Consider the following 24,862-nt stretch of genomic DNA (forward strand, 5'->3'; position numbering starts at 1 on the left):
ACCCTGGCACCGGGACCCTCCGTCGAGCCGAAGCCACCCGTCGAACCGAACCCACCGCTGCCGCGCACCGAGGCGGGCAGCTCGTCCACGTCGCGGAAGACGGCATGCTCCACACGCTGCACCACGAGCTGGGCGATCCGGTCGCCCCTGCACAACGTGATCGGATCGGATCGATCGGTATTGATGAGAACTACTTTGATTTCACCACGGTAACCGGCATCGACCGTGCCGGGGGCGTTGACCACCGTCACGCCGTGCCGGGCGGCCAGGCCGCTGCGCGGGTGCACGAAGGCCGCGTAGCCCACCGGCAGAGCGATCGCCAGCCCGGTACCGACGACAGCGCGCTCGCCCGGTGCGAGGGTCACATCCTGCGCGGTCACCAGGTCCGCGCCCGCGTCGGAGGGCTGGGCGTACGCCGGCGGCGCCAGCTCGCGGTCCAGCCGGCGCACGAGGACCTCCACCCGACCCGCCGCCGCGGCCTCGGTGGCCGCCACCACGGTCCCAGCCACCGTTTCGGGCGCGGGGGCTCCTGGCCCGGAGGACCCGGGCGGTACAGCGGGAACCTCGGAGGTGGCGGGGACCTCGGATCCAGCGGGAATCGTGCGATCGGGGGCGGTCATCGGCTCCTGCCTGGACGGGCTGAACGGGGAGGTGAATGATCGCCGTCGACAGCTACCGACGCCGGATGTGCCGCGCCGGTTGTCCGCGATCCGCAAGATGAACCCTAGGCCATGACCGGCGCGGCCTCCGCGGTGCGCCCCGCCCGCCGGCCGGACCGTGCGGGCGTGATCGGATGAGGACTACCCGCGGCCCACCCAGGTCGCCCGGGTCACCCGGGCGTAATCGGGGCCAGCGGGGTAAGGACAACACAGGCGGGCCGGTGCGGCCCGCGGCGCAGAGCGAGAGGTGTGGGGTGGCGAAAGCGGCATCGAAGCTGGGATGGAAGGTCTTCGGCGGGGCGGCGACGGCGCTCGCGGGCACGGCTGCCAGCCGCGGCGTCACAGCCGTGTACCGCAAGGTGCGCAAGTCGGACCCGCCGGTCAACCCGGCCGATCCGGACACCGCCTGGGCGGAGGCGATCGCCTGGGCGGCGATCTCCGGCCTGGCGATCGGGCTCGGCCGGCTTGCGGCGGAGCGGGCGGCAGCCCGCGGCTGGGCCAGGGCGACAGGCTCCCCGCCGCCCGGCATGCTCCGCCCGGAGATCTCCACCTCGGAGAACTGACCCCCACGCCGGGCGGCCAACGGCCCCGGTTCGTCCGGGGCCGCGGGGGATGACCGACGAGCGCGTCCGACGGGCACGATGGAGGTCGACTGTTCGCCACGTTGAGCCGCGGGAGACCGGATGGCCATATATGCCCTGGGAGACTTCGTCCCCGTCATCGACCCGACGGCCTACGTCCATCCGGACGCGACCGTCATCGGCACCGTGACGATCGGCCCGGAGTCGACCGTGTGGCCGGGGGCGGTGCTGCGCGGCGACTACGGGTCGATCATCATCGGCGCGCGCACCTCCGTCCAGGACGGCACCGTGATCCACGCGACCGAACAGCTGGCGACCGTCGTCGGCGACGACTGCACCATCGGGCACCTCGCGCACCTGGAGGGCTGCATCGTCGAGGACGGCTCGCTGATCGGGTCCGGCTCGGTGGTCCTGCACCGGGTCCGGGTCGGGCGCGGCGGGCTGGTCGGAGCCGGGGCCGTCGTCGTGGGCGACACGATCGTGCCCCCGGGCGGGCGAGCGCTCGGGATCCCGGCGAAGGTGCTGCCCGGCGGCGGGGACCAGACTGGCCTCGCTGCCGGCGCCGCCGTCTACGTGGCCAACGGCAAGCGCTACCGCGACCAGCTACGCCGGATCGACTGAGCCCGCCGACACCGCATCGCCCGCCGGGGCCTGGTCGCCGAGCGGGGCCTGGTCGCCGAGCGGGGCCGCGCCCGACAGGTGCCGCATCTTCTCCGGGTTCGCCACGATGTTGATCTCGACGACCCGGCCGCCCGCCACGTGCAGGCCGGCGATGTAGCGCAGGACGTCACCCTCGAAGCTCGCGAAGCCGGGTTCGCCGTTGACGTCGATTGGCTGGATCCGCACCGACCCGCCGGGCCGCCTTGGCGAGGATGCCGAGCACGAACCGGGCGACCCGGTCAGCACCGGCCACCGGGCGGCCTGCGCGAGTCCCCCGCCGTCGGTGCGGACGACGGCGTCCGGATCGAGCAGGGCCAGCAGCCCGTCGAGGTCCTGGCCGGCGGCCGCGGCGAGGAAGGCGTCGGCGACGCGGCGACGAAGGCCGCGCCCACCACGGGCGAGCCGGCATCGGCGCCGCCCCCGATGCCGTCGCGGCCGGCGAGCCCGTCGACGAACGGTTCGGGCAGCCAGGGCCCGACGTATCCCTCCCGCCGCCCGCGGGCCGAGCGCAGCTGGTCCAGGCACAGCCGGCTGACCACCACGGTCAACCAGGCTCGCAGGTCCTCGATCCGGTCGGCGTCGACCCGGCCGAGGCGCAGCCAGGCCTCCTGCACCACGTCCTCCGCGTCGGCGAACGAGCCGAGCAGGCGGTAGGCCACTGCACGCAGGTGGGCACGCTCGGCCTCGTCGGACACCTCGGTATGGATCAGGCGAGGTCGACGGCGACGGCGATCTCGCCTTCGGAGGGGCTGAACGTGAGGTCGCGGATGCTGCCGGCGCTGCGCAGGTCGGCGGCCGCCGCTTCGACGAGGGCGACAAGGTCGGCCCCGCCGCCAATCCGGGCGCTCGCGACCTCGGCCTTCATCGACGCCTTCGCCGCCGACTTGGCGCGGCGCACGCCGGTCAGCGCCGCACCGACCGCATCGAGCAGCTCGGGACGCCCGCCGTCGGCAAGCTTGCGGATCTCCGCCGCGTCCGGCCAGCTCGCCCGGTGCACCGAGCCCGGCCGCCACCAGGACCAGACCTCCTCGGCGACGAACGGCAGGACCGGGGCGAACAGGCGCAGCAGCACGGACAGCGCCACCGCGAGGGCGGTCTGCGCGGAGGCGGCACCGGCGGGCCCGAACGAGCCGTAGGCGCGCCCCTTGACCAGCTCGACGTAGTCGTCGCAGAACCGCCAGAAGAACGACTCGGTGACCTCCAGGGCCCGCGCGTAGTCGTAACCGTCGAGCGCGGCGGTCGCGGCGTCGACGACGTCTGCGAGCGCGGCGAGCAGCGCCTGGTCCAACGGCTCGCTGACCGGCACGGCCTCACCGGCCGCCGCCACGTCACCGGCCACCGCGTCGGCGGCCACTGCAGCGGCAGCCACCGCAGCGGCGGCCCCCGCACCGTCGGGCTCGGCGCCACCCGGCGCTGGTGCGCCCGCGGGCGTCGCGTCGGCGCCGAGGCCCAGTGCGAAGCGGCTGGCGTTGAGAATCTTGATGGCGAGCCGGCGGCCGTTCTTCATCTGGCCGACGTCGAAGGCCGTGTCGGTGCCCGGCCGCCCGGACGCCGCCCAGTAGCGGACCGCGTCGGAACCGTGCTGCTCCAGCAGGCCCAGCGGGGTGACGACGTTCCCCTTGGACTTCGACATCTTCTTGCGGTCCGGGTCGAGGATCCAGCCGGAGATCGCCGCGTTCGACCAGGGCAGCAGGCCGAACTCGGCGTGCGTGCGGACCACGGTGGAGAACAGCCAGGTCCGGATGATCTCGTGCGCCTGGGGCCGCAGGTCCATCGGGAAGACCCGGGCGAACAGGTCGGCGTCGTGCTCCCAGCCACTGGCGATCAGCGGGGTGAGCGAGGACGTCGCCCAGGTGTCCATCACGTCCGGGTCGGCGGCGAACCCGCCGGGCACCCCGCGCTGGGAGTCGGTGTAACCCGGGGGCACATCGCTGGACGGGTCGACGGGCAGGGCCGCCTCGGCCGGCACGATCGGCGCGTCGTAGCGCGGGGTGCCGGTGTCGTCGAGGGGATACCACACCGGGAACGGCACGCCGAAGAACCGCTGCCGGCTGATCAGCCAGTCCCCGTTGAGGCCGTCGACCCAGTTCTCGTAGCGGACCTTCATGTACTCCGGGTGCCAGCGCAGCTCCTGGCCGCGGGCCCGCAGCTCGGCGCGCAGCGGCTCGTCGCGCCCGCCGTTGCGCAGGTACCACTGGCGGGTGGTGACGATCTCCAGCGGCCGGTCACCCTTCTCGTAGAACTTGACCGGGTGGGCGATCGGCCGCGGCTCGCCGAGCAGCGCACCGGCCCCGGTGAGCAGCTCCACGATCCGCGTGCGGGCGCTGTGGACGGTCTTGCCGGCGAGCTCGGCGTAGTGCGCCACGCCCGCCGACGAGGTGATCGCGGCCGGCGGATCCGCGACGAGCCGGCCGTCGCGGCCGATCACCGCGCGGGCCGGCAGGCGCAGTTCCCGCCACCAGATGACGTCGGTGAGGTCACCGAAGGTGCAGATCATCGCGATGCCGGATCCCTTCTCGGGATCGGCGAGCCGGTGGGCGACGACCGGAACCTCGACGTCGAACAGCGGGGTCCGCACGGTGGATCCGAACAGCGGCTGGTAGCGCGGGTCGTCGGGGTGGGCGACCAGGGCCACGCAGGCGGGCAGCAGCTCCGGGCGGGTCGTCTCGATCACCACCGGCTCCGCCGCGGCCGACCCGGCCGGGTCGGCGCCGCCGCGGGGGAAGGCGAGGGTGTGGAAGGCGCCGGGACGCTCCCGGTCCTCCAGCTCCGCCTGGGCGACCGCGGTCCGGAAGGTGACGTCCCACAGCGTCGGCGCCTCGGCCAGGTAGGCCTCGCCGCGGGCGAGGTTGCGCAGGAACGCCGTCTGGGCGACGGCGCGCGAGCGGGTGTCGATGGTGGCATAGGTGTGCGACCAGTCGACGGACAGCCCGAGGCGACGCCAGAGCTCCTCGAAGCCCTTCTCGTCGGTCAGCGTCAGCCGCTCGCACAGCTCGACGAAGTTGCGCCGCGAGATCGGCACCTGCTCCTTGCCCGGCTTGGCCGGGGGGGCGAAGTCCGGGTCGTGGGGCAGCGACGGGTCGCAGCGCACTCCGAAGTAGTTCTGCACCCGGCGCTCGGTCGGCAGCCCGTTGTCGTCGAAGCCCATCGGGTAGAACACCTCACGCCCCCGCATCCGCTGATAGCGGGCGATGACGTCGGTGTGCGTGTAGGAGAAGACGTGGCCGACATGCAACGATCCGCTTACGGTCGGTGGCGGGGTGTCGATGGAGTACACCCGCCCCCGATCGACCGTGCGGTCGAAGGTGTAGGTGCCCTCGTCCTGCCATGCCGCCGACCACCGCGCCTCGATGCCATCGAGGCTGGGCTTCGCGGGAACCGCGTGTGCGGATCGATCAGTGCCGTCTGTGCCAACCACAGCGACGATCCTACGGGCGCGCCGATCGTGACCGCTGCGGCCGGCCCCCCGAAGCCCCGCGCGTCCGCCTCCGGGACGACACTCACCCGCCGGGATGCTCACGTGTGGCACCACCTTGGCAGGATGAACCCGAACCAAAGCCCGAACCAGAACCCGAGCCCGAGCCCCGGAGCGCCGCCCGATGAGCGACCTGCCCGACCCGCACATCCTGCTTGACGTCGCGCTGACGATCGCCCGCGAGGCCGGCGAGCTGCTCGCCCGGGGCCGCGAGGGCACGGTCGCCGCGGAGACCACGAAGTCCTCCCCCACCGACGTGGTCACCGCCCTGGACCGCGCCTCCGAGGCACTGGTGGCCCAGCGCCTCGGTGAACTGCGTCCCGGCGACGGCCTGCTCGGCGAGGAGGGATCCGACTCCGCCGGGTCGACCGGCGTTCGCTGGATCGTCGATCCCCTCGACGGCACCGTGAACTTCCTCTACCGGCTGCCGAACTGGGCGGTGTCGATCGCCGCCGAGGTGGCCGGCGAGGTCGTCGCCGGTGTGGTGCACGCCCCGGCACTGGGCACGACCTACACCGCCGTCCGCGGCGGCGGCGCCTTCCGCGACGGCACGGCGCTGACCGGATCGACGGTGACGACCCTGGCCGGCGCCCTCGTGGCGACCGGTTTCGGCTACCTGGAGTCCCGCCGCGCCGCGCAGGCCGCCGTGCTCACCAGGGTGGTACCCCAGGTCCGCGACATTCGCCGGATGGGCGCGGCGTCGCTGGACCTGTGCGCCGCCGCCGGCGGCCTCGTCGACGCCTACTACGAGCGCGGCCTCAAGCCCTGGGACCATGCCGCCGGCGGCCTGGTCGCGGCCGAGGCGGGCCTGCGGGTCGGCGGGCTGCACGGCCGGCCGGCGAGCGAGGACCTCACCGTCGCCGCCCCGCCGGCGCTGTTCGGCCCGCTCACGGACCTGCTCGCCGAGGACCCCCCGGCCGACCGCGACTGACCCTCGGGGCCGGCGGTCGCGCGAAATTCAGGTGGTCGTGAAATTCAAGCGGTTCAGCATCGATATGCGGGCCGGCGGAGCCACCGGTTCGACCGCGTAGTCTCGCAACCAAGATCCGGCATGATGGAGGCCTGTGCGCCATGCTGCCCTGGCCTCGGGAGGTGCTCGTGGGTTCCACGCTCTACGACGAGGTGGGCGGTCTTGACGGCCTGCGGCGCCTGTCTGCGGCGTTCTACGACCGTGTGCTCGCAGACGAGCTGCTCGCTCCGGTGTTCGCGCACTTCACCCCGACCCATCTCGATCACGTTGCCGTGTGGCTGGCGGAGGTGTTCGATGGACCAGCGGACTTCTCGGCCCACCTCGGCGGCCATCAGGCTTTGCTACGAAGCCACCTCGGGCTCGGGATCCGCGACGAGCATCGGCAGCGCTGGCTGGATCTGATGGCGGACGCGATCAGCGAAGTGCTCCCTGGCCGGCCTGAGCTGGCCGCAACGCTCATGGAGTACTTCACATGGGGCACCGCCATCGCTCAGCAGGTCTCGCAGGACCCCGTCGGAACCGATCTGGGCGACCCCGGCCCCACCCCCCGGTGGGGAAACCAGGGTCTCCTCCGCTGACCCGTCACCGCCTGCCTCGCCGGGCAGCCGAGCCAGGATCCCCTTTTCTCAGCGGCTGTCCGCGGTCGCGGCCGGAGAGGCAGGGCTAGGCCCGGCGCTGGGCCCGGTGTCGCCGTACCAGACGGTCCGCCGGACGTGGTCGACGTAGCTGACGATGATGTGCACGACCCGGCGGGAGACGTCGTCGGCGTCGTAGTCGGGGACGACCCGCGCCCGCCGGTCGCTTTCGGCCTCCCGCACGATCAGCTCGACGGCGTCGAGGATCCGGTCCGGGCGCAGCACGCTGGCGACGAGCACCCCGCGGTCCATGCCCTCCGGCCGTTCATGCGCCTCCCGGACGAGCACGGCCGGGAAACCGACGAGGGAGGCCTCCTCCGTCAGGGTGGCGCTGTCGGAGAGCACGCACAGGGCGGCCCGCTGCAGCGCGATGTAGTCGGCGAAGCCGAACGGCCGGCAGAAGCGGACCCGTTCGTCGAGCATGGGCGCCCGCCCCGAGCGGCGCAGCGCGCCGAGCCGATCCCGGGTCCGCGGATGGGTCGAGACGATCACCGGCAGCCGGTAACGGGCCGCCAACCGGTTGAGGGTCTCCAGCAGCGCCGACAGCGCCTCGGGCCGGTCGACGTTCTCCTCGCGGTGGACGCTGGCGAGCAGGTAGCGCCCCGCCTGCACGCCGAGGGTGGTCAGTGCCGACGAGGCGTCGATGAGCGGGGCGTAGTGGGTGAGCACCTCCTTGACCGGGGAGCCGACGACGAAGATCCGCTGGGCGGGCAGCCCCTCGGCGAGCAGGTGCCCGCGGGCCCGTTCGGTCAGGGCCAGGTGGACGTCGCTGAGCTGGTCGGCGACGCGCCGGTTGATCTCCTCCGGAACCCGCTGGTCGAAGCAGCGGTTGCCGGCCTCCAGATGGAACACCGGGATGCGGCGGCGCTTGGCGGCGATCGCGGCGTAGCAGGTGTTCGTGTCGCCGTAGATGAGTACGGCGTCGGGGGCCTCGGCGGCGAGAATCGGGTCCAGCCGCGAGATCAGCCGGCTGATCGTCTCGGCGGGGGTGGGCCCGGCGGCATCGAGGTCGTGGTCCGGGCGGCGGATGCCGAGCTCTTCGAAGAAGACCTGGTTGAGCTCGTGGTCGTAGTTCTGCCCGGTGTGGACCAGGCGCAGGTCGACGGCCCGGTCGAGGGCGGCGATGACCCGGCTGAGCTTGACCACCTCCGGCCGGGTGCCCACGATCACCAGCACCCGTAGTCGGCGCTCGGCCGAACCGGCCGGCCGCGGCACCGCGGACGCCGACCGGGCGGCGGTCAGCGACAGGCGCCGGGGCTGCGGCCCGCTGGGCTGCGGGACCAGCGGTTTGACCCGTTCACCGGGCAGCCCCGACGGAACCGTCGGTACGGAGGGCCCGCTCTGCTCCGGAGTACCACGCGGCATTCGGATTCCCCCTGACGCAACGCGTCGTCACCAGCGGCCGGGGGCCCGCCCGGACGATCGCCGGGCGGCCCAGGGCAGCCTCACAGGGGGAAGGTATCACTGTCTGTAGTTTTCAGATAACCCAGAGGCACCTCGCGAACCGTGACCCGGGCGGAGGCGCCCGGCGTAGGGGGGCGTGGGACGGGTTGCGGTGCGATGCGCACGATCCGCGGGCTCAGACCGTGCAAAACGCACCGCAAACCGGCGTCGCCCTGACTCGGCTAGGCTGCAGGCATGATCAAGCGTGTGGACGGTTGGTGGCCCGCCTCGTAGGCGGCCTCCGCGTCACACGCACAGACGGCCGCCTGCCGGGCGGCCGTTGTCATGTTCACGGGGACGGCCCACGCCCGCGGGCCCAACCCCGGGGACACATGATGACCATGCCTTTCTCGCTCAAGCCAGACACGACTGCCGCTGACGTCTGGCCGGCGCTGCTCGCGCACCTCCTCGAACGGCGCGACCTGACCAGTGACGCGGCAGCCTGGGCGATGCGGCAGGTGATTCAGGGCGAGGTGTCATCGGTACAGCTGGCGGCGTTCCTGACCGCGCTGCGAGCCAAGGGCGAGACCGTGGGCGAGGTGGACGGGTTCGTTTCCGCCCTCCTGCGGGCAGCTCAGCCTGTTCAGGTCGCCGGTCCCACCCTGGACATCGCCGGCACCGGTGGAGACGGAACAAACGCCGTCAACATCTCCACCATGGCAGCCGTCGTGGCCGCGGCGACCGGGGTGAGGGTGGTCAAGCACGGCGGTCGGGCAGCCACGGCGACGACCGCCGGCTCCGCCGATCTGGTGCAACACCTCGGTATTCCGCTCGATCTGCCTCCTGACCGCCTCGCGGCCATCGCCGTGCAGGCCGGCATCACTTTCCTGTGGGCCCCGCGGATGCATCCCGGAATGCGTCATGCCGGACCGGTTCGCCGCGAGCTGGGCGTACCGACCGTGTTCAACCTGCTCGGACCGTTGATCAACCCGGCCAGTCCGACGCACCGAGTTGTCGGGGTAGCCGACCCGCGCCGACTGCCCGTCGTGGTGGAGGTCCTGCGCGCGCGTGGGACCAGCGCCCTGGTGGTCCGGGGCGACGACGGTCTGGACAAGCTCAGTACCACGACGACGTCGCAGGCCTGGATCGTGCGCGACGGACAGGCCAGCCACGAAACGGTCGACCCACGAGCGCTGCATCTCCCCTGCCCCTCACCGGGAGCACTCCGCGGGGGTGACGCACAGGCGAACGCCCGGATTCTCCACGCCGTCTTCGCCGGGCAACCAGGACCGATCCGCAATGCGGTGGTCCTCAACGCCGCGGCTGCGCTGGTTGCTGCGAGGCCCTCAGGTTCGACGCTTGTCGAGCACCTGCACACGGCCTCCGTGCGATGCGGCGAGGCGATCGACTCGGGCGCGGCCTCGGCGACGTTGGCCAACTGGATCAGTATTGCCAACGCGCCACCCGAGCGAATACGGCAATAGGTATGGCCGAAGGGTTCATCACGGGAACCCCTCGGCCATACCAGGTGAGCATGCGAAGCGAGCCACGAGGCCCCGGCCGGAACGCTCCGGCCGGGGCCTCGTCCAACGCGCAGCGAGCTAGAGCAGCGAGCGCAGGACGTAGAGCAGGATGCCGCCGTGGCGGTAGTACTCCGCCTCGCCGGGGGTGTCGATGCGCACGACCGCCTCGAACGTCTTGTCGCCCGCGCGCACGGTGATCGACGGCGTCTTCTCGTCGACGTCGGCGAGACCGGTGATGGTGAACGACTCCTCGCCGGTCAGGCCGAGCGACTCCACCGACTCACCCGCCGGGAACTGCAGGGGCAGCACGCCCATGCCGATCAGGTTCGAGCGGTGGATCCGCTCGTAGGACTGGGCGATCACCGCGCGCACGCCCAGCAGCGAGGTGCCCTTGGCCGCCCAGTCACGCGACGAGCCCGAGCCGTACTCCTTGCCGGCGAGCACGACCAGCGGCACGCCCTCGGCGGCGTACTTCTGCGCCGCGTCGTAGATCGCCAGCTGCTCGCCGTCGGGCAGGTGCCGCGTGACGCCGCCCTCGGTGCCGGGCGCCAGCCGGTTACGCAGCCGGATGTTGGCGAACGTGCCGCGGATCATCACCTCGTGGTTGCCGCGCCGCGACCCGTAGGAGTTGAAGTCGCCGGGGGCGACGCCGTGCTCGGCAAGGTAGCGGCCGGCCGGCGAGTCCTTCTTGATCGAACCGGCCGGGGAGATGTGGTCGGTGGTGACCGAGTCCCCCAGCACCGCGAGTACACGGGCGTCGATGATGTCCGTACGCGCCTCGGGCTTGGTCGCCATACCCTCGAAGTACGGAGGGTGACGGACGTAGGTCGAGTCGTCGGCCCAGGCGAACGTCCGCGACACCTCGCCGCCGTCGCCAACCGGCAGCGAGCGCCAGCGCTCGTCGCCGGACAGGTCGGCGTAGTCCGACTCGAACATCTCCGACTGGATCGCGTCGGCGACGACCGCGGCCACCTCGGCCTCGCTGGGCCACACGTCGCGCAGGTACACCGGCTGGCCGTCGCTGCCGTAGCCGAGCGGGTCGGTGTCGAGGTTGATGTCCATCGTCCCGGCCAGCGCGTAGGCGACGACCAGCGGCGGGGACGCCAGGTAGTTCATCTTGACGTCGGGGTTGATCCGGCCCTCGAAGTTACGGTTGCCGGACAGCACGCTGACCACGGCGAGGTCGGCGTCGTTCACCGCCGCGCTGATCTCCTCCGGCAGCGGGCCGGAGTTGCCGATGCAGGTGGTGCAGCCGAACCCGACCAGGTTGAAGCCGACCTTGTCCAGGTACGGCACGAGCCCGGCCCGCTCGTAGTAGTCCATGACGACCTTGGAGCCCGGGGCCAGCGTGGTCTTGACCCACGGCTTGCGGGTCAGCCCCTTCTCCACGGCGTTGCGGGCCAGCAGCGCCGCGCCGATCATGACCTGCGGGTTCGAGGTGTTGGTGCAGGAGGTGATCGCGGCGACCGCGACGGCCCCGTGGTCGATCTCCACCGTGGTGCCGTCGGCGAGGGTGACCGACGTCGGGTTGGCCGGACGGCTGGTGATGTCGCCGGCGACAGCGTTCACCGAGATCGGCGCGTCCGACGGCTTGTCCTCGAACGCCGCCGCCGGGTCGGAGGCGGGGAACGACTCGGCGGCGGCCTCGTCCGCGCCACCGTTGGTGAACGCCGAGGGCTGGGCGTAGTCGGCCAGCGCGGCGCGGAACGCCTGCTTCGCGTTCGACAGCGGCACCCGGTCCTGCGGCCGCTTCGGGCCGGCCAGCGACGGCACGACCGTCGACAGGTCCAGCTCCAGGGTGGTCGTGTAGGCGGCCTCGCGGCTCGGGTCGTGCCAGAGCCCCTGCTCCTTGGCGTACGCCTCGACCAGCGCCACCTGCTCCGCCGGGCGACCGGTCAGGCGCAGGTAGTTCAGCGTCTCGCCGTCGATCGGGAAGATCGCGCAGGTGGAGCCGTACTCGGGGCTCATGTTGCCGATGGTGGCCCGGTTGGCCAGCGGCACGTTGCCGATGCCCTCGCCGTAGAACTCGACGAACCGGCCGACGACGCCGTGCCGGCGCAGCTGCTCGGTGATCACGAGCACCATGTCGGTGGCCGTCGTGCCGGCGGGCAGTTCACCGGTCAGCTTGAAGCCGACGACGGTCGGGATCAGCATGCTCACGGGCTGGCCGAGCATCGCGGCCTCGGCCTCGATGCCGCCGACGCCCCAGCCGAGCACGCCCAGGCCGTTGATCATGGTGGTGTGGCTGTCCGTGCCCACCAGGGTGTCCGGGTAGGCCAGCGTGCCCTCGGCGGTGTTCCTGGTGAACACCACCCGGGCCAGGTGCTCCAGGTTGACCTGGTGGACGATGCCGGTGTTCGGCGGGACGACGGTGAAGTTGTCGAACGCCTCCTGGCCCCAGCGCAGGAACTGGTAGCGCTCCCGGTTGCGGCTGAACTCCAGGGCGGCGTTGAGCTCGAAGGCGTCCGGCCGGCCGAAGTGGTCGGCAATGATCGAGTGGTCGATCACGAGCTCGGCCGGCGCCAGCGGATTGATCTTCGCTGGGTCGCCCCCGAGGGCGGCCATCGCCTCGCGCATGGCGGCGAGGTCCACCACACAGGGCACGCCGGTGAAGTCCTGCATGATCACGCGGGCGGGGGTGAACTGGATCTCCTGGCTCGGTGCCGCAGCCGGATCCCAGTTCGCCAGCGCCCGGACATGGTCCGCAGTGATGTTGGCGCCGTCCTCGGTGCGCAGAAGGTTCTCCAGCAGCACCTTCAGGCTGTAGGGGAGTCGATCGGCCCCGGGCACCGCGTCCAGCCGCCTGATCGTGTAGGTGCGATCACCCACCACGAGCGATCCGGTACTGCCGAAGCTGTCCATCGTTCTCCTCCTCGTCACCCACCGCCCGTCACCCACGGACAGCGGGGCTTGCCACCATGGTCACGCCCTTGCGGCTACGCCGTTGCGACGCCGTCGACGGCGGCTGGCGTAGGCGCAGGGCCGCCCGCGGCGTCGGCCATCGTCGGCCGGCTCATGTCCATCCTGGCATTTCCCACCTTGCGGGATCGCGCCCGAGGGGTTGTGACACCGCCGACGCGACCGTCGCCTCGACGGGCTCGCGGCCCCAACCGGACCCGCTCGCCGCAACCGGGACGCCGGACCCAACCGTACGACTCCCTTGGATGACACGCGCCGATTTAATTAGCGACGCTAACAATATCAGACGGATCCGCCGCGAGTTCCGCTGCGAACCGGTCGAGGAACACCTCCCGCTTACGCTGTGGGCTCATCGCGCCGGTGCCCACCGACCGGGCGAGCATCCGCCGCTCCCACTGCTCGACGTCGGTCACCACCCGGGCCGGGGCCCCGGCGGCCAGGGACCGCGCAGGGACGTCGCGCATCACCACGGAGCCGGCGGCGATCACCACGTCGGCGCCGATCGTGACGCCCGGCATGATGATCGTGTTCATCCCGATCACCGCGTCGTGGCCGACTCTGATGGGCCCGACCACGTCGATGTCGGGATGCTCCCGGCGCAGCCGGTGGGCCGCACCATCGTGGGTGATGAACCGGACGCCGTCGGCGATGGCTACCCGATCGCCCAGCCTGATCAGGTAAGGCTCGGTGCCGAAGGTGGCGGCGGTGACGCCGATGAACCGGCAGTCCACGCCGAGCCGCACCCCGATGCTGCGGGCGTAGCCCACCGGATCGGTTCGCAGCAGGTAGGTGCGGCGGGCCACCCGCAGCGCCCGGCCCGGCAGCGCCACCAGCGGCGACGAGCGGACCCGGCCGACCAGCGCCCTGGCACCCGACCGGTCACGCCCGGGCGGCCGGGCCGACGGCGGCAGCGACGACGGGGACGGGGACGGCTCAACCGAGGAGGACTCGACCGAGGTGAGCTTCGGAGCCGACAGGGACGAAGCCCGGTGTTGCCCCCAGCGTGCCGGGTGGCGGACACGGGCGGCTTCGTGCAACGCCGCGACCACATCGTGGCTGAGCGCCCGGCGGTCGAGCATCTTCTCCGCGCGCATCCGGGCGGCCGCGGCGCGCCGGCTCGCCGCGGGCGTGCGCCGACCGGCCGCCGCCTCCTGCAGGGCGGCGGCCATCGCCGCGGCGTCGCCGAGCCCGACGAGCCAGCCGGTCTCGTCGTCGACCAGTTCCGGCAGCCCGCCGGCCGCGGTGGCGATGGTGGGCACCGCGCACGCGGACGCCTCGGCCCCGGCCCCGTAGCTCTCCGACCAGGACGACACGACGTTGACGTCCGCGGCGGCATAGAACGGCCGGACGTCGGTGACGCTGTCGACCCAGCGGACCCGGTCGGCACCGGGCAGCCGGGCCGCCCACGCCCGGACCTGCTCGCGGTAGCTCTCGCCGGCCTTGCCGTAGCCCCCGCCGAGCAGGATCAGCGTCCCGCGCCCGCCCCCCTCGGCGAAGCGGGCCCAGGCCGCGAGGAGCACCTCGTGCCCCTTGACGCCCTGGCCCGGGCGGACCAGCCGCTTCGGCGGGTAGAAGTAGGCCACGCACACCGCGACGAACTCGTCCTTGGCGAGGCCGAGCCCCGCTCGCGCCTCCCGCCGCCGCTCGTCGTCCACCGGGACGAAACGCTCCAGGTCGACGCCGTAGGACAGGGTGCGCATCCGGTGCGCAGGCAGGCCGAGAGCGGCGTACCGCCGGCGGATGTCCACACTGGACGCGATGACCAGGTGGTCGAGCCGGCACAACACCCGCTCGGCCCGCCGGATCAGCGCGTTGTCCAGGTAGAGGGGACCCGCGACCATGTACACCCGGGTGACCCGGGTGCCCAGGGTGGCGAACCGGACCGCCAGCGCCGAGGCGTACAGGTGGTAGTGCACGACGTCGACGCCGAGCTCGCGCAGCCTCGCCCGCAGCTGAACGATCCCGACGAGCTGCCCGGCCGGCGACGCGCCGCGCCGGGGCGCCGGGCTCTCGACGACCTCGATCCCGAGCGCCGTCAGCTCCCGCGCCACCCGGCTGTCGGTGTGATCCGGCGCGGGTAGCAGCACGACCACCTGGTCGCCGGACTCGCGGGCGGCGAGAACGTGCGGAAGGATCCACAACGGCCCGTCACCGGTCTTGACCAACGTGGCGATCTTCATGTGGAGTGGTCCTCCAGGGTCGTGGACGGGCGGGCGGCAGACGCCGCCGAGATGCGCGGGACGCCAGGCGCCACCGGCGGGTACGCCGGCCGGCGGGCCACCCACAGGCAGGCCCGCCCGGACAGGTGGGCCGCGCCGAGCAGATCGAGGGCGGCCTCCAGCGGCCGCAGGCCCGCACGGGGAACGCGGGCGGCCAGGACTCGGCCGGGACCGGTGAACTCCAGCACGGTGGCGAGCGCTCCGTAGGGATGGGCCCGTACCTGCTCGAAGCCGACGGCGCGCAGCACGGCGGACAGCTCCGCCGGGGTGAACGCGTACTGGTAGAACTCCCCTGCCTGCGGCCGCGGTAGCCGACCCGGCCCACCGCCGGGGCCCAGGGCGCGCAGCAGCGGGCTGAAGCACGGTGTGGAGACCAGCGCAGTCCCGCCCGGTCGCAGCACGCGCAGGGTCTCGCGCAGCACCTCCTGCGGGCCGTCGGAAAAGTGCTCGCACACGCCGGGCGAGTAGACCGCGTCGTAGTACCCGTCGGGCACGTCGAGCCGGCGGACGTCGCCCCGCCAGACGCGGATCTTCGGCGCGGCCGTGCGCAGCCGCTCGACGGTGCGCGGCGCCCAGTCCACCGCCTCGGCGGTGAATCCCCTGGCCGCCATCGCGACGCTGAACTGCCCAGGCCCGCACCCGGCCTCCAGGACCCGGCCGCCGGGCGGTAGGTGGCGGCGGACCGCGCGGCGCAGGTGCAGCGGAAGGTGGCCCGCGCGGGCTCGGCGGTAGTCCGCCGGCTGGGCGTCCCACAGTTCGTCCCAGTAGGCGGCGTCGGCCGCCTGCCGGTAGAACGCCAGCCGCCCGCCGTGGGCGGTCGGCTCGACGACGAGCGTGTCGTGCTGGGGGTGTAGCGCCATCAGGGCATCCCCTTTCCGGGGGCTGGCAGCGGCTCGTCCGCGCCCAGCCCGCGCGGACGGCCTGGGCCGGATGGGCCGGATGGGCCGGGCGAGGGCGGGGACGCGGTCGGCGGCGAGGAGCGGATGACAGGCGGGGTGCCGAGCTCCCCGCCCAGCGCACGCCGGGCCACCGCCGTCATGAGCGCGTAGGCGAGCATGCTGCCGACCGCGGCGCCGGCAGGTCCCCGCCAGGGCACGAGCACCGGGTAGGTCACCAGCGACACGGCCAGGCCGAGCAACCCTGCGCCGCCGGCCGCGCCGGTGCGGCCGAGGCCGCTCAGCGCCCGGCATTCGACCAGGAACGGGGCCAGCAGGAGCTCGGCGACCAGCAGCAGGCGCATCGGGGTGACCGCCGCGGCGTAGCCGGGCCCGAACAGGGTCCGTACCAGCCAGGGCGCGGCGAGCGCGAGGACGCCCGCGGCGACCAGCAGGAGGGCGAGCAGGACGCGGGTCGCACGGCGCAGCGCCGCGCGGGACAGGGTGCCCCGCGCGGTGCGGTGGAAGACCACCTGGCCCACCGACCCGGGCACGAGGCGCAGCGCCTCACCGGCGGCGGCGGCGATCGAGTACACCGCGGCGGCGCCGGCGCCACCGAAGGCCGCGACCAGCACTCGGTCGAAGCGGAACGCCATGGTCGCGCCCACGTTGAGGCCGAGCGCGGGCACGCCCTTGACAATCAGTAGCCGCCAGGCCCGCCGGTCGGCCCGCGGCCGCACGGACAGCCCCGACCGGGCCAGTACTGCCACGCCCGCCGCCGCCTGCGCGGCCCAGCACAGCGCGAGGATCACCAGGATGTGGGGCAGGGACGGGTGGCGCGGGCCAGCCAGCAGCAGCCCGAGCTGGACGAGCCCCGTGGCGGCGACGAGCCCGGCGGCGAGGGCGATCGCGCCGGCGGCGTTGAGCGCGTCGAGCACCTGCACGGCGAGCAGGTTCGCGACGGCGAGGACCGCGATCGCGCCCACCAGATCGGCGTCCGCCCGCGCCCCGCCGGACAGGTGGATCACCTGCAACGACGCCACGGTGACCAGGACGGTGGCGGGTGGGGCCACCGTGAGGGACAGCCCCAGGTAGTCGCCGAGGGACACCCGGGGGTCGCCGCGGCCGAAGTAGTGTCGGAACGCGACGTTCGTGCCCAGCCCGCCGACGAGCGAGCCCAGCGCGGAGACGGTCAGCAGGACCACCAGTGCTCCCCGCCCGCCCAGGGACAGCATCCGCGCGGTGACCATCGCCTGGCCCAGGCTGGCGACGGCGGACAGCCCCAGCCACCCGGTTATCACCGCGCCGACCCGGCCGATCCCGCGGTGGGGGTTCACCACGTCCGCCTTCGGACCTGGCGGACCCGGCCGGGACGGAGCGGACGAGCGGGGTCCGTACGGGCGGTGTGGGCGGTGTGGGCGGTCGCTGTCTCGGCCAGCCGGATCAGGCCGAACACGCCCAGTCCCAGCATCACCTGGACCGGAACCGCCGCGAAGGCGTTGCGCACCTCGGTGATCAACGGGACGAGCAGGACGAGGCAGGCCGTGTCCGTCCTGCGCACGGACCGGCCATGGTCCATCCAGGCCATGACGAGCCCGGTCAGCAGCAGGAAGCCGACCACGCCGCGGGCGCCGAAGTTGTAATAGGCCTCGGCGATCGGCGATCCCCCGATCGGGCCCTCCCGATCGAGCATCAACACGTTGAACAGCCGCTCGTCGCTGAACTGGGAGGGCTGGGGATGACCGAGCAGCCGCCCGGACACCAGCCGGTCGAGCTGGCCGTAGAAGGTCGACCCGGCGGGCGGGCGCTCGCCGAACTCGTCGCGCCATTCGAGCACCGAGCCGATCGGGCGGATCGAGGCCCCGAGTTCGGCGATCCCGTCGACGGGGCTGAAGGTGATGGCGCTGAGCCGGGTGGCGGCAAGGCCGGACTCGCGGATCTCCCGCAATCCGCCGATCAACGCCAGCAGCATGACCGCGCCGAGCAGGACGACGACCCCGCGCACCACGATGCGCCGCCTGGCGGCCACCGCCGCCGCCGCGACGGCCGGGAACATCACCTCGCCCCGCAGCCCCAGCGGCAAGGCCACGGCGGCGAACAGCGCGAACACCACGAGGGCCGCCGTGCGCCACCGGCTCGGCCCGCCGATGACCGCGAGCGCGAGGCCCAGGCCCACCCCGAGCAGCACGTAGGGCACCAGCGGGCCGCGCAGCGCCGTCTGACCGACCGCGGCGTACGAACCGAACAGCAGCCCGATCCCGCCGGCGGCGAGCACGATCGCGACGAGCCCGACGACCGACACCGCGAGCACCACGAGACCGGCGGGGGCACGCAGATCCGGCCGATCCGGGGAGGCGGTGGCCGGCAGATCACCCGCGACGGGCACGGGACGGTCTCCCGCGACACGCACCGCCCGCAGCAGGGTCATCGCCGCCACCCCGACGGCGGCGCTGACGACCCCCAGCGTGGCCACGGCGAACAGCCGGCTCATCGGGTAGACGGCCAGCCAACGAAAGTCGTACTGGCCGCGGATCCGATCGAAGGAGGTGTCGGTGGCGAACAACGCCGCCACCCCGAGGTGGAACACCGACAGAGTGATCAGGTAGACCGATGAGCAGGCCCACACCCCACGCGGCTGGGCGCGGACGCACAGCAGCACGCAGCCGGCGACCACCGCGACGCTGAGCCGGGCGGCGGAGTGCTCCGCCAGTTCGGCGAACGACGACGCCCAGGCCGCGACCGCGAACAGGGCCACCAGGCAGCCGGCGAGCGCCGTCCCGCTCGCCCGGCGTGACGGCGTCGCGGCCACGCCAGCCGGTCGGCCAGCCAGCGCGGGCGTGGCGGGCAAGCCGGCGGCCGCGGACACGGGTGGGTACGGCCGCCCGGCCCCACGTGGTCCGCCGGCTTGGCTCAGCGCGACCATCGCCTAGGACCACACCGCCGTCATGTCGCGCTGCCAGGTGTCCATCGTGAACGGGGAACGGCGCAGCAACCGCATCGCCTCGCGGCGCTGCTCGATGGTCGGCGGGACTGCGGTGAGCATGTCCGCGGTGTCCGCCCAGACGGCGTCCGACGTGGCCAGCGGCAGCGTGGCGACCCCGGGCAGCAGGCGGGCGATCTCGACGACCCCCGGCAGGTCCGCCGAGAGCACCGGGGTGCCCACCGCGAGCGCCTCGAGCACGACCGTGGGCATACCCTCGTGCAGCGAGGTGACCAGCAGCAGCGAGGACGCCACGAGCAGCCGGGGGATCTCGCGGACCTCCCCGGTGAACTCGACGTGTTCGGCGACGCCGAGCCGGTCGGCGAGCGCGGTCAGGCGGGCGGTTTCGGCGTCGTCCTGGCGCCCGACGATGCGCAGCCGCGCGTGGACCGAGCGGGCACGCAGCGCGGCGAGGATCTCGATGGCGCGGGCCCGGTTCTTCAGCGGGTCCGGACGGGCGATGTGGACGAGGGTGACGTGCTCGTAGTCGTCCTCCGCCAGGTCCTCGGCGCGCCGCCGCGCGGCGATCGCGACCCCGGGCGGCTCCAGTTCGACGCCGTTGTAGATGACGCGGCAGCGCGGATCGAGCCGCCACTCCTCCCGCCACAGCCCCCGCATCGCCGCCTCGCTCACCGCGACCAGGTCGGTGGCGAACCGGTCGAGCAGCAGGCGCCCGAACGCCCGCTGCACCCGGCCGCGCAGGCTGTCGCCGTGCCGGTCGGCGCTACTGACGAAGTACGCCACCCGCCGCCGCACGCCGCCGAGGCGGGCCAGCGCGAGCACCACCCCGGAGAAGGTCGCCACGGCGGAGTGGACCACGTCGGGACGGACCTCACGCAGCAGCCGCAGGAACCGCCAGCCGAAGCGCCAGTCGGTGCGGCAGTAGTACACCTCGCTGCCGAGGTCGCGGATCTCCGCGTCCAGCGAACCGGCGGCGCCGGAGGTGACGGCGAACTCCAGCCGGAACTCCTCCGGATCCAGCCGGCGCAGCAGGTTCACGGCGCGCAGCTCCACGCCGGCCCGGTCCATCCGACCCAGCACCTCGAGCACCCGCACCGGGCGGCGACGGCGGCCCGGGTCGCCGGGCTCCGACCGGGTGGCCACGGTGGCCGCGCCGGTCGCGGACGGCGCGGACGGCGCGGACGGCGTCTCGGTCGCGGACCCGCTCGGGGTCCCTGGCCGCTGGTCGACACGGGCGTCCGCGGGCGCTGTCCGCCCGATGGTCTCCAATGCGGGCGTGGTCCCCGGGGGTGACGTGATCTCCGGAGTCATGATCGTCCCCCCGTCCGTTGGGGGGTCCGCACGGGTGGCGATCCGGACGGCGTGGCCGGGCCGCCGCGCGCCGGCAGATCCCAACCGGCGATCGCCGCATAGAAGGCCGACGCCCGCTTGGCCAGCAGGTCGCCGCGGTAGTTCTCGGCGGCGGCGCGGTTGCGCGCGGACATCGCGGCGAGCGTGTCGGAGGAGGCGAGGACCTCGGCGATCCGTATCGCGAGCCGTTCGGGATCCTCGGGCGGGACGAGGTCCTGCGGCGCGAGCAGCTCGACGGTCCCGCCGACCGCGGTGGCGATCGCGGGCACCCCGCGGGCCATCGCCTCGATGAGCACCCGGGCCAGGCCCTCCGTCCGCGACGGCAGGACGAACAGGTCGGCGGCGTCGAGCACGGCGCGCACGCCGGCCCGGTCGAGCGCCGGCACGAACTCGACGACGTCGGCGAGCCCCTCACGCCGGGCGGCGCGGACGAGATCGGCGTGATGGCGGCCGGTGCCGACAATGACGACGCGTAGCTGGTGCCCCCACGCGTCGAGCAGGCCGACCGCGGCCAGCAGGATGTCGTGGCCTTTGTACCGGCGGTCCTGCGAGCCGATCGTCACCAGCGTCGCCGGCACCGGCGGCCGGGCGGCGCGCGGGCGGGCCGCGGTGAAGTCCTCGGCGTTCAGGCGACCGTAGGCGTAGCCGGCCGTCAACGCCCCGGCCGCCGGCGGGTAGCGGCGTTGCAGGGTCTCGCGGGTGACGTAGCCGACCGCCCGGGCTCCGGCGACGTGCCGGGCCAGCCAGCGCCGCGCCGGCCGGCGCGCCCAGCGGCCGAACATCCCACCGGCGACCGCCTCGGCATCGCCGATGATCTCCAGGGCGTAGGGCAGCCCGCGGGCGCGCGCCTCGGTGACGAGGGCCGCCCCGACCATGCCGGGCATCACCGCGAGGTAGCGGGTGTCCACGACGTGAGGCGAGCGGGCGGGCGCCGCCCTGGGGCTGGTGCGGGCCCGAGCCGGGCTGTCACGCACGCCGGCGGCCGTGGCGGTGGGAGACCGGGGCTCCGGAATTCGCCCGGACGCCGCCGACCAGCTCGCCACCCCGGCGGCGGCGGCGCGCTGGCGGGGCGTGGGGGCAAGCGGGCCACCCGAGTCGAGCCCCTTGGCAATCACGGAGCGTAGTGATCGCGCGGTGCGCAGATAGCCGCCCGGCCCCTGGTAGGGCGGCAGCTCGACGACGCGGACCCGGTCGCCCTCGACCGGGAAGGACGCTGTCACCGCCGGGTCGGGGGACGCCGCGCCGACCCGGGCGAGCACCACGACCTCCTCGAAGACGCCGAGGTAACCGCACCAGTGCGGGTAGGCCTCACCGGGAGTGCGGGCCAGCACTGCGTCGTCGACTCCCCGGTGGAACCGTGCCTCCGTCGCGATGACAACTCGCATGGCCCCCGCCCTTCGCCAATGCTCCCCCCAGGACGTGGACAACCTACAGCCATCACTCGACTACAGAGAGATACAACACTCACGGAGAGTCCGGACGCCGGGGCTCGCCCTCCGACGGCGGAGGAACGAACGGGCGGGTGGGGCATCGCACCCCACCCGCCCGGCCTCGCAGAGGTCGCACCTCGGGGTACGGCCGTCCCCCGAGGGTTGGGTGACGTCGTGCGGGTTACAACTTCTGGCTCGCCACCAGGCATTTCGCCGGGTCCGGTACATCCGCGCAGATCTCGCCGACATGCCCGACGGCCCGGGCCTCCGGAACCTTCGGCAGAAAGCGCGACCGGGTGAAGCCCGGGGCGATGTCCAGTCCGGCGTTCGGTCCCGCGAGGACGCCACCGGACACGACGCCGGCGGCGAGCCGGCGCAGTCCCACCCGGTGTGCCGCGCGGAACGCGTTTCGCATCAAATCCCTCCCTTCGCGATTTGATCATTACTTTCAGTGATCACCCCGGGGAGATGGCTAGATAAATTGACTAATCGTAAGTAGTTAAATTTTTTGAGTGAGTTTCGGGCGTGTCGTCGTACGGGTGGGTCAGAGCGACTCCACGGCTAGTCCGGCGTCTTCGTGCCGGGTCGCCTGGGATGGGACGGCCACGACGGCCCGGCCCGACCGCCGGGCATCGGTCGGGCCGGGCAGCCAGCGGCGGGTGTCGAGTACGAGCCGAGCGTGCCGGGTCACCGTGTCGCGGTCGAAGGCGTCATGGTCGACGAGCACGACGACGAGGTCCGCCGCCGCGAGCTCGGCCGCGCCCGCCTCGACGAGGGTCACCCGCGCCGGCAGCCGCGCCGGGTCGACGTGCGGGTCCGCGGCGTGCACGTCGGCGCCGAGATCAGCCAGCAGGCCGGCGACGCGGGTCGCCGGCGCCTCCCGCGCGTCGCCGGTGTTCCGCTTGTACGCCAGCCCCAGCAGCAGGATGCGCCTGCCGGCGACGGGCAGGTGCCGGGCGTTGAGCATCTCGGTCACCCGGCGCACGACGTGTTCGGGCATGTGGTCGTTGACGTCGTTGGCCAGCTCGACGAACCGGAAGCTGCGCCCCAGGCTGCGTCGTACCCGCCAGGACAGGTACGACGGGTCGATGGGCAGGCAGTGGCCGCCGACGCCGGGACCGGGGGTGAAGCGCAGGTACCCGAACGGTTTCGTCGACGCGGCGTCGATCGCCTCCCAGACATCGACGCCGAGCTCGTGGGCGAACATCGCCAGCTCGTTGACCAGCGCGATGTTGACGTGCCGGAAGGTGTTCTCCAGCAGCTTCGTCAGCTCCGCGGTGCGGGTCGAACCGACCGGGACCGTCCGTTCGATCAGGCTGTCGTAGAAGGCGGTGACGGCGGCCAGCGACGCCGGGCCCGTGCCGGAGACCACCTTGGGTGTGTTCACCAGGTTCCACGTCCGGTTCCCGGGGTCGATGCGTTCCGGGGAGTAGCCGAGGTGGAAGTCCACCCCGGGGTGCAGCCCGGAGCCCTCGGCCAGCAGCGGGGCGAGCAGCTCCTCGGTCGTCCCGGGATAGGTGGTCGACTCCAGGATCACGGTGGATCCGGCGGTGACCAGGGGCGCCAGGCTACGCGCGGCGTCGACGATGTAGGACAGGTCGGGGGCGCCCTCGCGCAGCGGGGTCGGCACCGTGATCACGGCGACGTCGAATCCGCCGGCCCGCGTGTAGTCGAGGGTCGGCTCGTACCGGCCGCTGCGCAGGGCCGCGGCGAGCTCGGGGTCCGGGATGTCCTCGACGTAGGAGTTCCCGGCCGCGAGCCGGGCGGCCCGGTCGGGATCCACCTCCACCCCGACGACACGCCAGCCCATGGCGACGGCCCGCATCGCCACCGGGAGACCGACGTAACCCTGCCCGACCACCACCAGCTTGTTCGATGACATGAGCAGAGTGTCGCTTATTAATTACATAGCGAGACGCAGCCGATTCATCGTGTCCCCAGCGCACGGTGTCCTCAGCGCACGGTGGCCTCAGCGCACGGTGGCCACCGGGTCCAGGGGGGCGCCGCCGGCCGCGGGTGCCGTCACCGCCTGTGCCAGCACCCGGGCGATCCGCCGGCCGGCCTGCCCGTCCCACAGCGCCGGGCGGCGCGCGGCCGGCGGATGCTCCAGGGTGTCCAGCGCCGCGGTGACGACCACCCGGCGGTCGCGCCCGACCACGCGGTTCGTGCCCTCGAGGACCGTCAGCGGGCGCTCGGTGGAATCCCGCAACGTCAGGCACGGCACGCCAAGCACCGTCGACTCCTCCTGGATCCCGCCCGAGTCGGTGAGCACGATCCGTGCGCCGGCCTGCAGGGCCACCGAGTCGAGGTACCCGACCGGGCCGAGCAGGCGGACCCCCGGCGGCAACCGGTCACCCACCCGGGCCGCCGTACGCGGGTGCGCCGGGAAGACCAGCGGGCAGCGAGTCGCGATCTCACCGAGCGCCTCGAGCAGACCGGCGAGCGCCGCGACGTCGTCGACGTTGGCCGGCCGGTGCAGGGTGACCAGCCCGTAGCCGCCGGGATGCAACCCGAGCTCGGCGAGGGTCGGCCGGGCCAGCGCCTCGTCCCGGCGGGCCAGCAGGGTGTCGACCATGACGTTGCCGACGAGGTGCACCGACCGCGGCGCGGCGCCCTCCCGCAGCAGGTGTTCCACCGCGTCCGGCGACGGGGCGAACAGGTCGGCGCACAGGCGGTCCGCGACGATACGGTTGATCTCCTCGGGCATCGACCGGTCGCCGCTGCGCAGACCCGCCTCGACGTGCGCGGCCCGTACCCCCGCCTTGGCCGCGACGAGCGCGCAGGCGAGGGTGGAGTTCACGTCCCCGAACACGATGACGACGTCGGGGGCCAGCCGATCCAGCAGCGGCTCGAAGGCGGTCATCACCGCCGCCGTCTGCACGGCGTGGGAGCCCGAGCCCGCCGCCAGGTGGTGGTCGGGGCGGCGCAGGTCGAGCTCGGCGAAGAACACCCCGCTCATCGCCTCGTCGTAGTGCTGGCCGGTATGCACGAGGGTGGTGCGGAACCCCTCGGCCGCCAGGGCGTCCAGAACCGGCTTGGCCTTGACGAAGTTGGGCCGGGCGCCCGCGACGACCACCGCGTGCGGCCCCGAGGGCACCTGCGGCACCGGCCGCGGAGGTTGGGGAATCCGCTGGCCGGGCGGCCGCGCCGCCCGGCCGCCGGCCGACCAGCCGCCCCCCCCGGTCACGGCCTGACCTCGGGGGACGCTCCCTGGGCCGGCAGACCCGCGAACGGTGCGCGGG

General features: G+C 73.3%; 20 protein-coding genes. 5 read left to right on the forward strand and 15 right to left on the reverse strand.

What is annotated here, in order from left to right:
• The coding region (gene dut, locus NBZ85_RS07480; protein WP_261561710.1) for a dUTP diphosphatase at nucleotides 1-620 on the reverse strand (620 nt) is incomplete at its 3' end.
• 293 nt (nucleotides 621-913) lie between these two features.
• On the opposite strand from dut, the gene NBZ85_RS07485 reads away from it, so the two are divergent.
• Both NBZ85_RS07485 and NBZ85_RS07490 read left to right on the forward strand, forming a co-directional pair.
• On the forward strand, nucleotides 914-1,222 hold the full coding sequence (locus tag NBZ85_RS07485; RefSeq protein ID WP_261555224.1) for a DUF4235 domain-containing protein: 309 nt from the start codon (nucleotides 914-916) through the stop codon (nucleotides 1,220-1,222).
• A gap of 120 nt (nucleotides 1,223-1,342) precedes the next feature.
• On the forward strand, nucleotides 1,343-1,861 hold the full coding sequence (locus tag NBZ85_RS07490) for a gamma carbonic anhydrase family protein (RefSeq protein ID WP_261555226.1): 519 nt from the start codon (nucleotides 1,343-1,345) through the stop codon (nucleotides 1,859-1,861).
• Here the strand turns inward: NBZ85_RS07490 and NBZ85_RS07495 are convergent.
• Genes NBZ85_RS07495 through valS form a run of 3 tightly spaced genes read right to left on the reverse strand, consistent with a single transcriptional unit; the run spans nucleotide 1,844 to nucleotide 5,318 of the window.
• The gene (locus tag NBZ85_RS07495; protein WP_261561711.1) at nucleotides 1,844-2,086 is read right to left on the reverse strand and encodes a hypothetical protein; all 243 of its coding nucleotides are present in this window, start codon (nucleotides 2,084-2,086) and stop codon (nucleotides 1,844-1,846) included. The two genes, NBZ85_RS07490 and NBZ85_RS07495, sit on opposite strands and share 18 nt — an antisense overlap.
• A gap of 53 nt (nucleotides 2,087-2,139) precedes the next feature.
• On the reverse strand, nucleotides 2,140-2,595 hold the full coding sequence (locus NBZ85_RS33695) for a sigma factor (protein ID WP_308205165.1): 456 nt from the start codon (nucleotides 2,593-2,595) through the stop codon (nucleotides 2,140-2,142).
• Between the two features lie 11 nt (nucleotides 2,596-2,606).
• Nucleotides 2,607-5,318, reverse strand: a complete 2,712-nt coding sequence (valS, locus tag NBZ85_RS07505) for a valine--tRNA ligase (protein WP_261561712.1) — start codon at nucleotides 5,316-5,318, stop codon at nucleotides 2,607-2,609.
• Nucleotides 5,319-5,499: 181 nt separating this feature from the next.
• Between valS and NBZ85_RS07510 the strand changes: the two genes are divergently transcribed.
• Both NBZ85_RS07510 and NBZ85_RS07515 read left to right on the forward strand, forming a co-directional pair.
• Nucleotides 5,500-6,306, forward strand: coding sequence for an inositol monophosphatase family protein (locus NBZ85_RS07510; protein WP_261555231.1), 807 nt, complete (start codon nucleotides 5,500-5,502; stop codon nucleotides 6,304-6,306).
• Between the two features lie 140 nt (nucleotides 6,307-6,446).
• Nucleotides 6,447-6,923: a group II truncated hemoglobin gene (locus NBZ85_RS07515; RefSeq protein ID WP_261555233.1), complete on the forward strand. Its 477-nt coding sequence runs from the start codon at nucleotides 6,447-6,449 to the stop codon at nucleotides 6,921-6,923.
• 48 nt (nucleotides 6,924-6,971) lie between these two features.
• Here NBZ85_RS07515 and wecB (NBZ85_RS07520) read toward each other — a convergent pair whose 3' ends face one another.
• Nucleotides 6,972-8,345 carry a non-hydrolyzing UDP-N-acetylglucosamine 2-epimerase gene (wecB, locus tag NBZ85_RS07520; RefSeq protein ID WP_261555234.1) on the reverse strand — a complete coding sequence of 458 codons (1,374 nt, stop codon included), beginning with the start codon at nucleotides 8,343-8,345 and terminating at the stop codon, nucleotides 6,972-6,974.
• 413 nt (nucleotides 8,346-8,758) lie between these two features.
• Between wecB (NBZ85_RS07520) and trpD the strand changes: the two genes are divergently transcribed.
• On the forward strand, nucleotides 8,759-9,847 hold the full coding sequence (trpD, locus tag NBZ85_RS07525; RefSeq protein WP_261555235.1) for an anthranilate phosphoribosyltransferase: 1,089 nt from the start codon (nucleotides 8,759-8,761) through the stop codon (nucleotides 9,845-9,847).
• A gap of 117 nt (nucleotides 9,848-9,964) precedes the next feature.
• On the opposite strand, the gene NBZ85_RS07530 is transcribed toward trpD, so the two are convergent.
• The 10 genes from NBZ85_RS07530 to wecB (NBZ85_RS07575) form a co-directional block, all read right to left on the reverse strand.
• Nucleotides 9,965-12,748: an aconitate hydratase gene (locus tag NBZ85_RS07530; RefSeq protein WP_261561713.1), complete on the reverse strand. Its 2,784-nt coding sequence runs from the start codon at nucleotides 12,746-12,748 to the stop codon at nucleotides 9,965-9,967.
• Nucleotides 12,749-13,065: 317 nt separating this feature from the next.
• The gene (locus NBZ85_RS07535; RefSeq protein WP_261561714.1) at nucleotides 13,066-14,985 is read right to left on the reverse strand and encodes a glycosyltransferase; all 1,920 of its coding nucleotides are present in this window, start codon (nucleotides 14,983-14,985) and stop codon (nucleotides 13,066-13,068) included.
• Nucleotides 14,982-15,884 carry a class I SAM-dependent methyltransferase gene (locus NBZ85_RS07540; RefSeq protein ID WP_261561715.1) on the reverse strand — a complete coding sequence of 301 codons (903 nt, stop codon included), beginning with the start codon at nucleotides 15,882-15,884 and terminating at the stop codon, nucleotides 14,982-14,984. Before NBZ85_RS07540 ends, NBZ85_RS07535 begins: the two co-directional genes overlap by 4 nt.
• Entirely contained in the window at nucleotides 15,884-17,239 is a 1,356-nt protein-coding gene (locus tag NBZ85_RS32595; RefSeq protein WP_261561716.1) for a lipopolysaccharide biosynthesis protein, read from the reverse strand. The genes NBZ85_RS07540 and NBZ85_RS32595 overlap by 1 nt, the downstream gene beginning before the upstream one ends.
• Complete coding sequence (wzy, locus tag NBZ85_RS07550) at nucleotides 17,233-18,708, reverse strand: O-antigen polysaccharide polymerase Wzy (protein WP_261561717.1); 1,476 nt, start codon at nucleotides 18,706-18,708, stop codon at nucleotides 17,233-17,235. Before wzy ends, NBZ85_RS32595 begins: the two co-directional genes overlap by 7 nt.
• Nucleotides 18,709-18,825: 117 nt before the next feature.
• A complete protein-coding gene (locus NBZ85_RS07555; protein ID WP_261555241.1) occupies nucleotides 18,826-20,151 on the reverse strand; it encodes a glycosyltransferase in 1,326 nt (441 codons plus the stop codon).
• Entirely contained in the window at nucleotides 20,148-21,575 is a 1,428-nt protein-coding gene (locus NBZ85_RS07560; protein WP_261555242.1) for a glycosyltransferase, read from the reverse strand. Before NBZ85_RS07560 ends, NBZ85_RS07555 begins: the two co-directional genes overlap by 4 nt.
• Before the next feature lie 226 nt (nucleotides 21,576-21,801).
• The gene (locus NBZ85_RS07565) at nucleotides 21,802-22,035 is read right to left on the reverse strand and encodes a hypothetical protein (protein ID WP_261555243.1); all 234 of its coding nucleotides are present in this window, start codon (nucleotides 22,033-22,035) and stop codon (nucleotides 21,802-21,804) included.
• 129 nt (nucleotides 22,036-22,164) lie between these two features.
• The gene (locus NBZ85_RS07570) at nucleotides 22,165-23,502 is read right to left on the reverse strand and encodes a nucleotide sugar dehydrogenase (protein ID WP_261555248.1); all 1,338 of its coding nucleotides are present in this window, start codon (nucleotides 23,500-23,502) and stop codon (nucleotides 22,165-22,167) included.
• A gap of 87 nt (nucleotides 23,503-23,589) precedes the next feature.
• On the reverse strand, nucleotides 23,590-24,726 hold the full coding sequence (gene wecB / locus NBZ85_RS07575) for a non-hydrolyzing UDP-N-acetylglucosamine 2-epimerase (RefSeq protein WP_261555249.1): 1,137 nt from the start codon (nucleotides 24,724-24,726) through the stop codon (nucleotides 23,590-23,592).
• Nucleotides 24,727-24,862 lie beyond the last annotated feature (136 nt).

Origin of the sequence: Frankia tisae (genome assembly GCF_025403405.1) — a bacterium.
Lineage (GTDB): Bacteria > Actinomycetota > Actinomycetes > Frankiales > Frankiaceae > Frankia > Frankia tisai.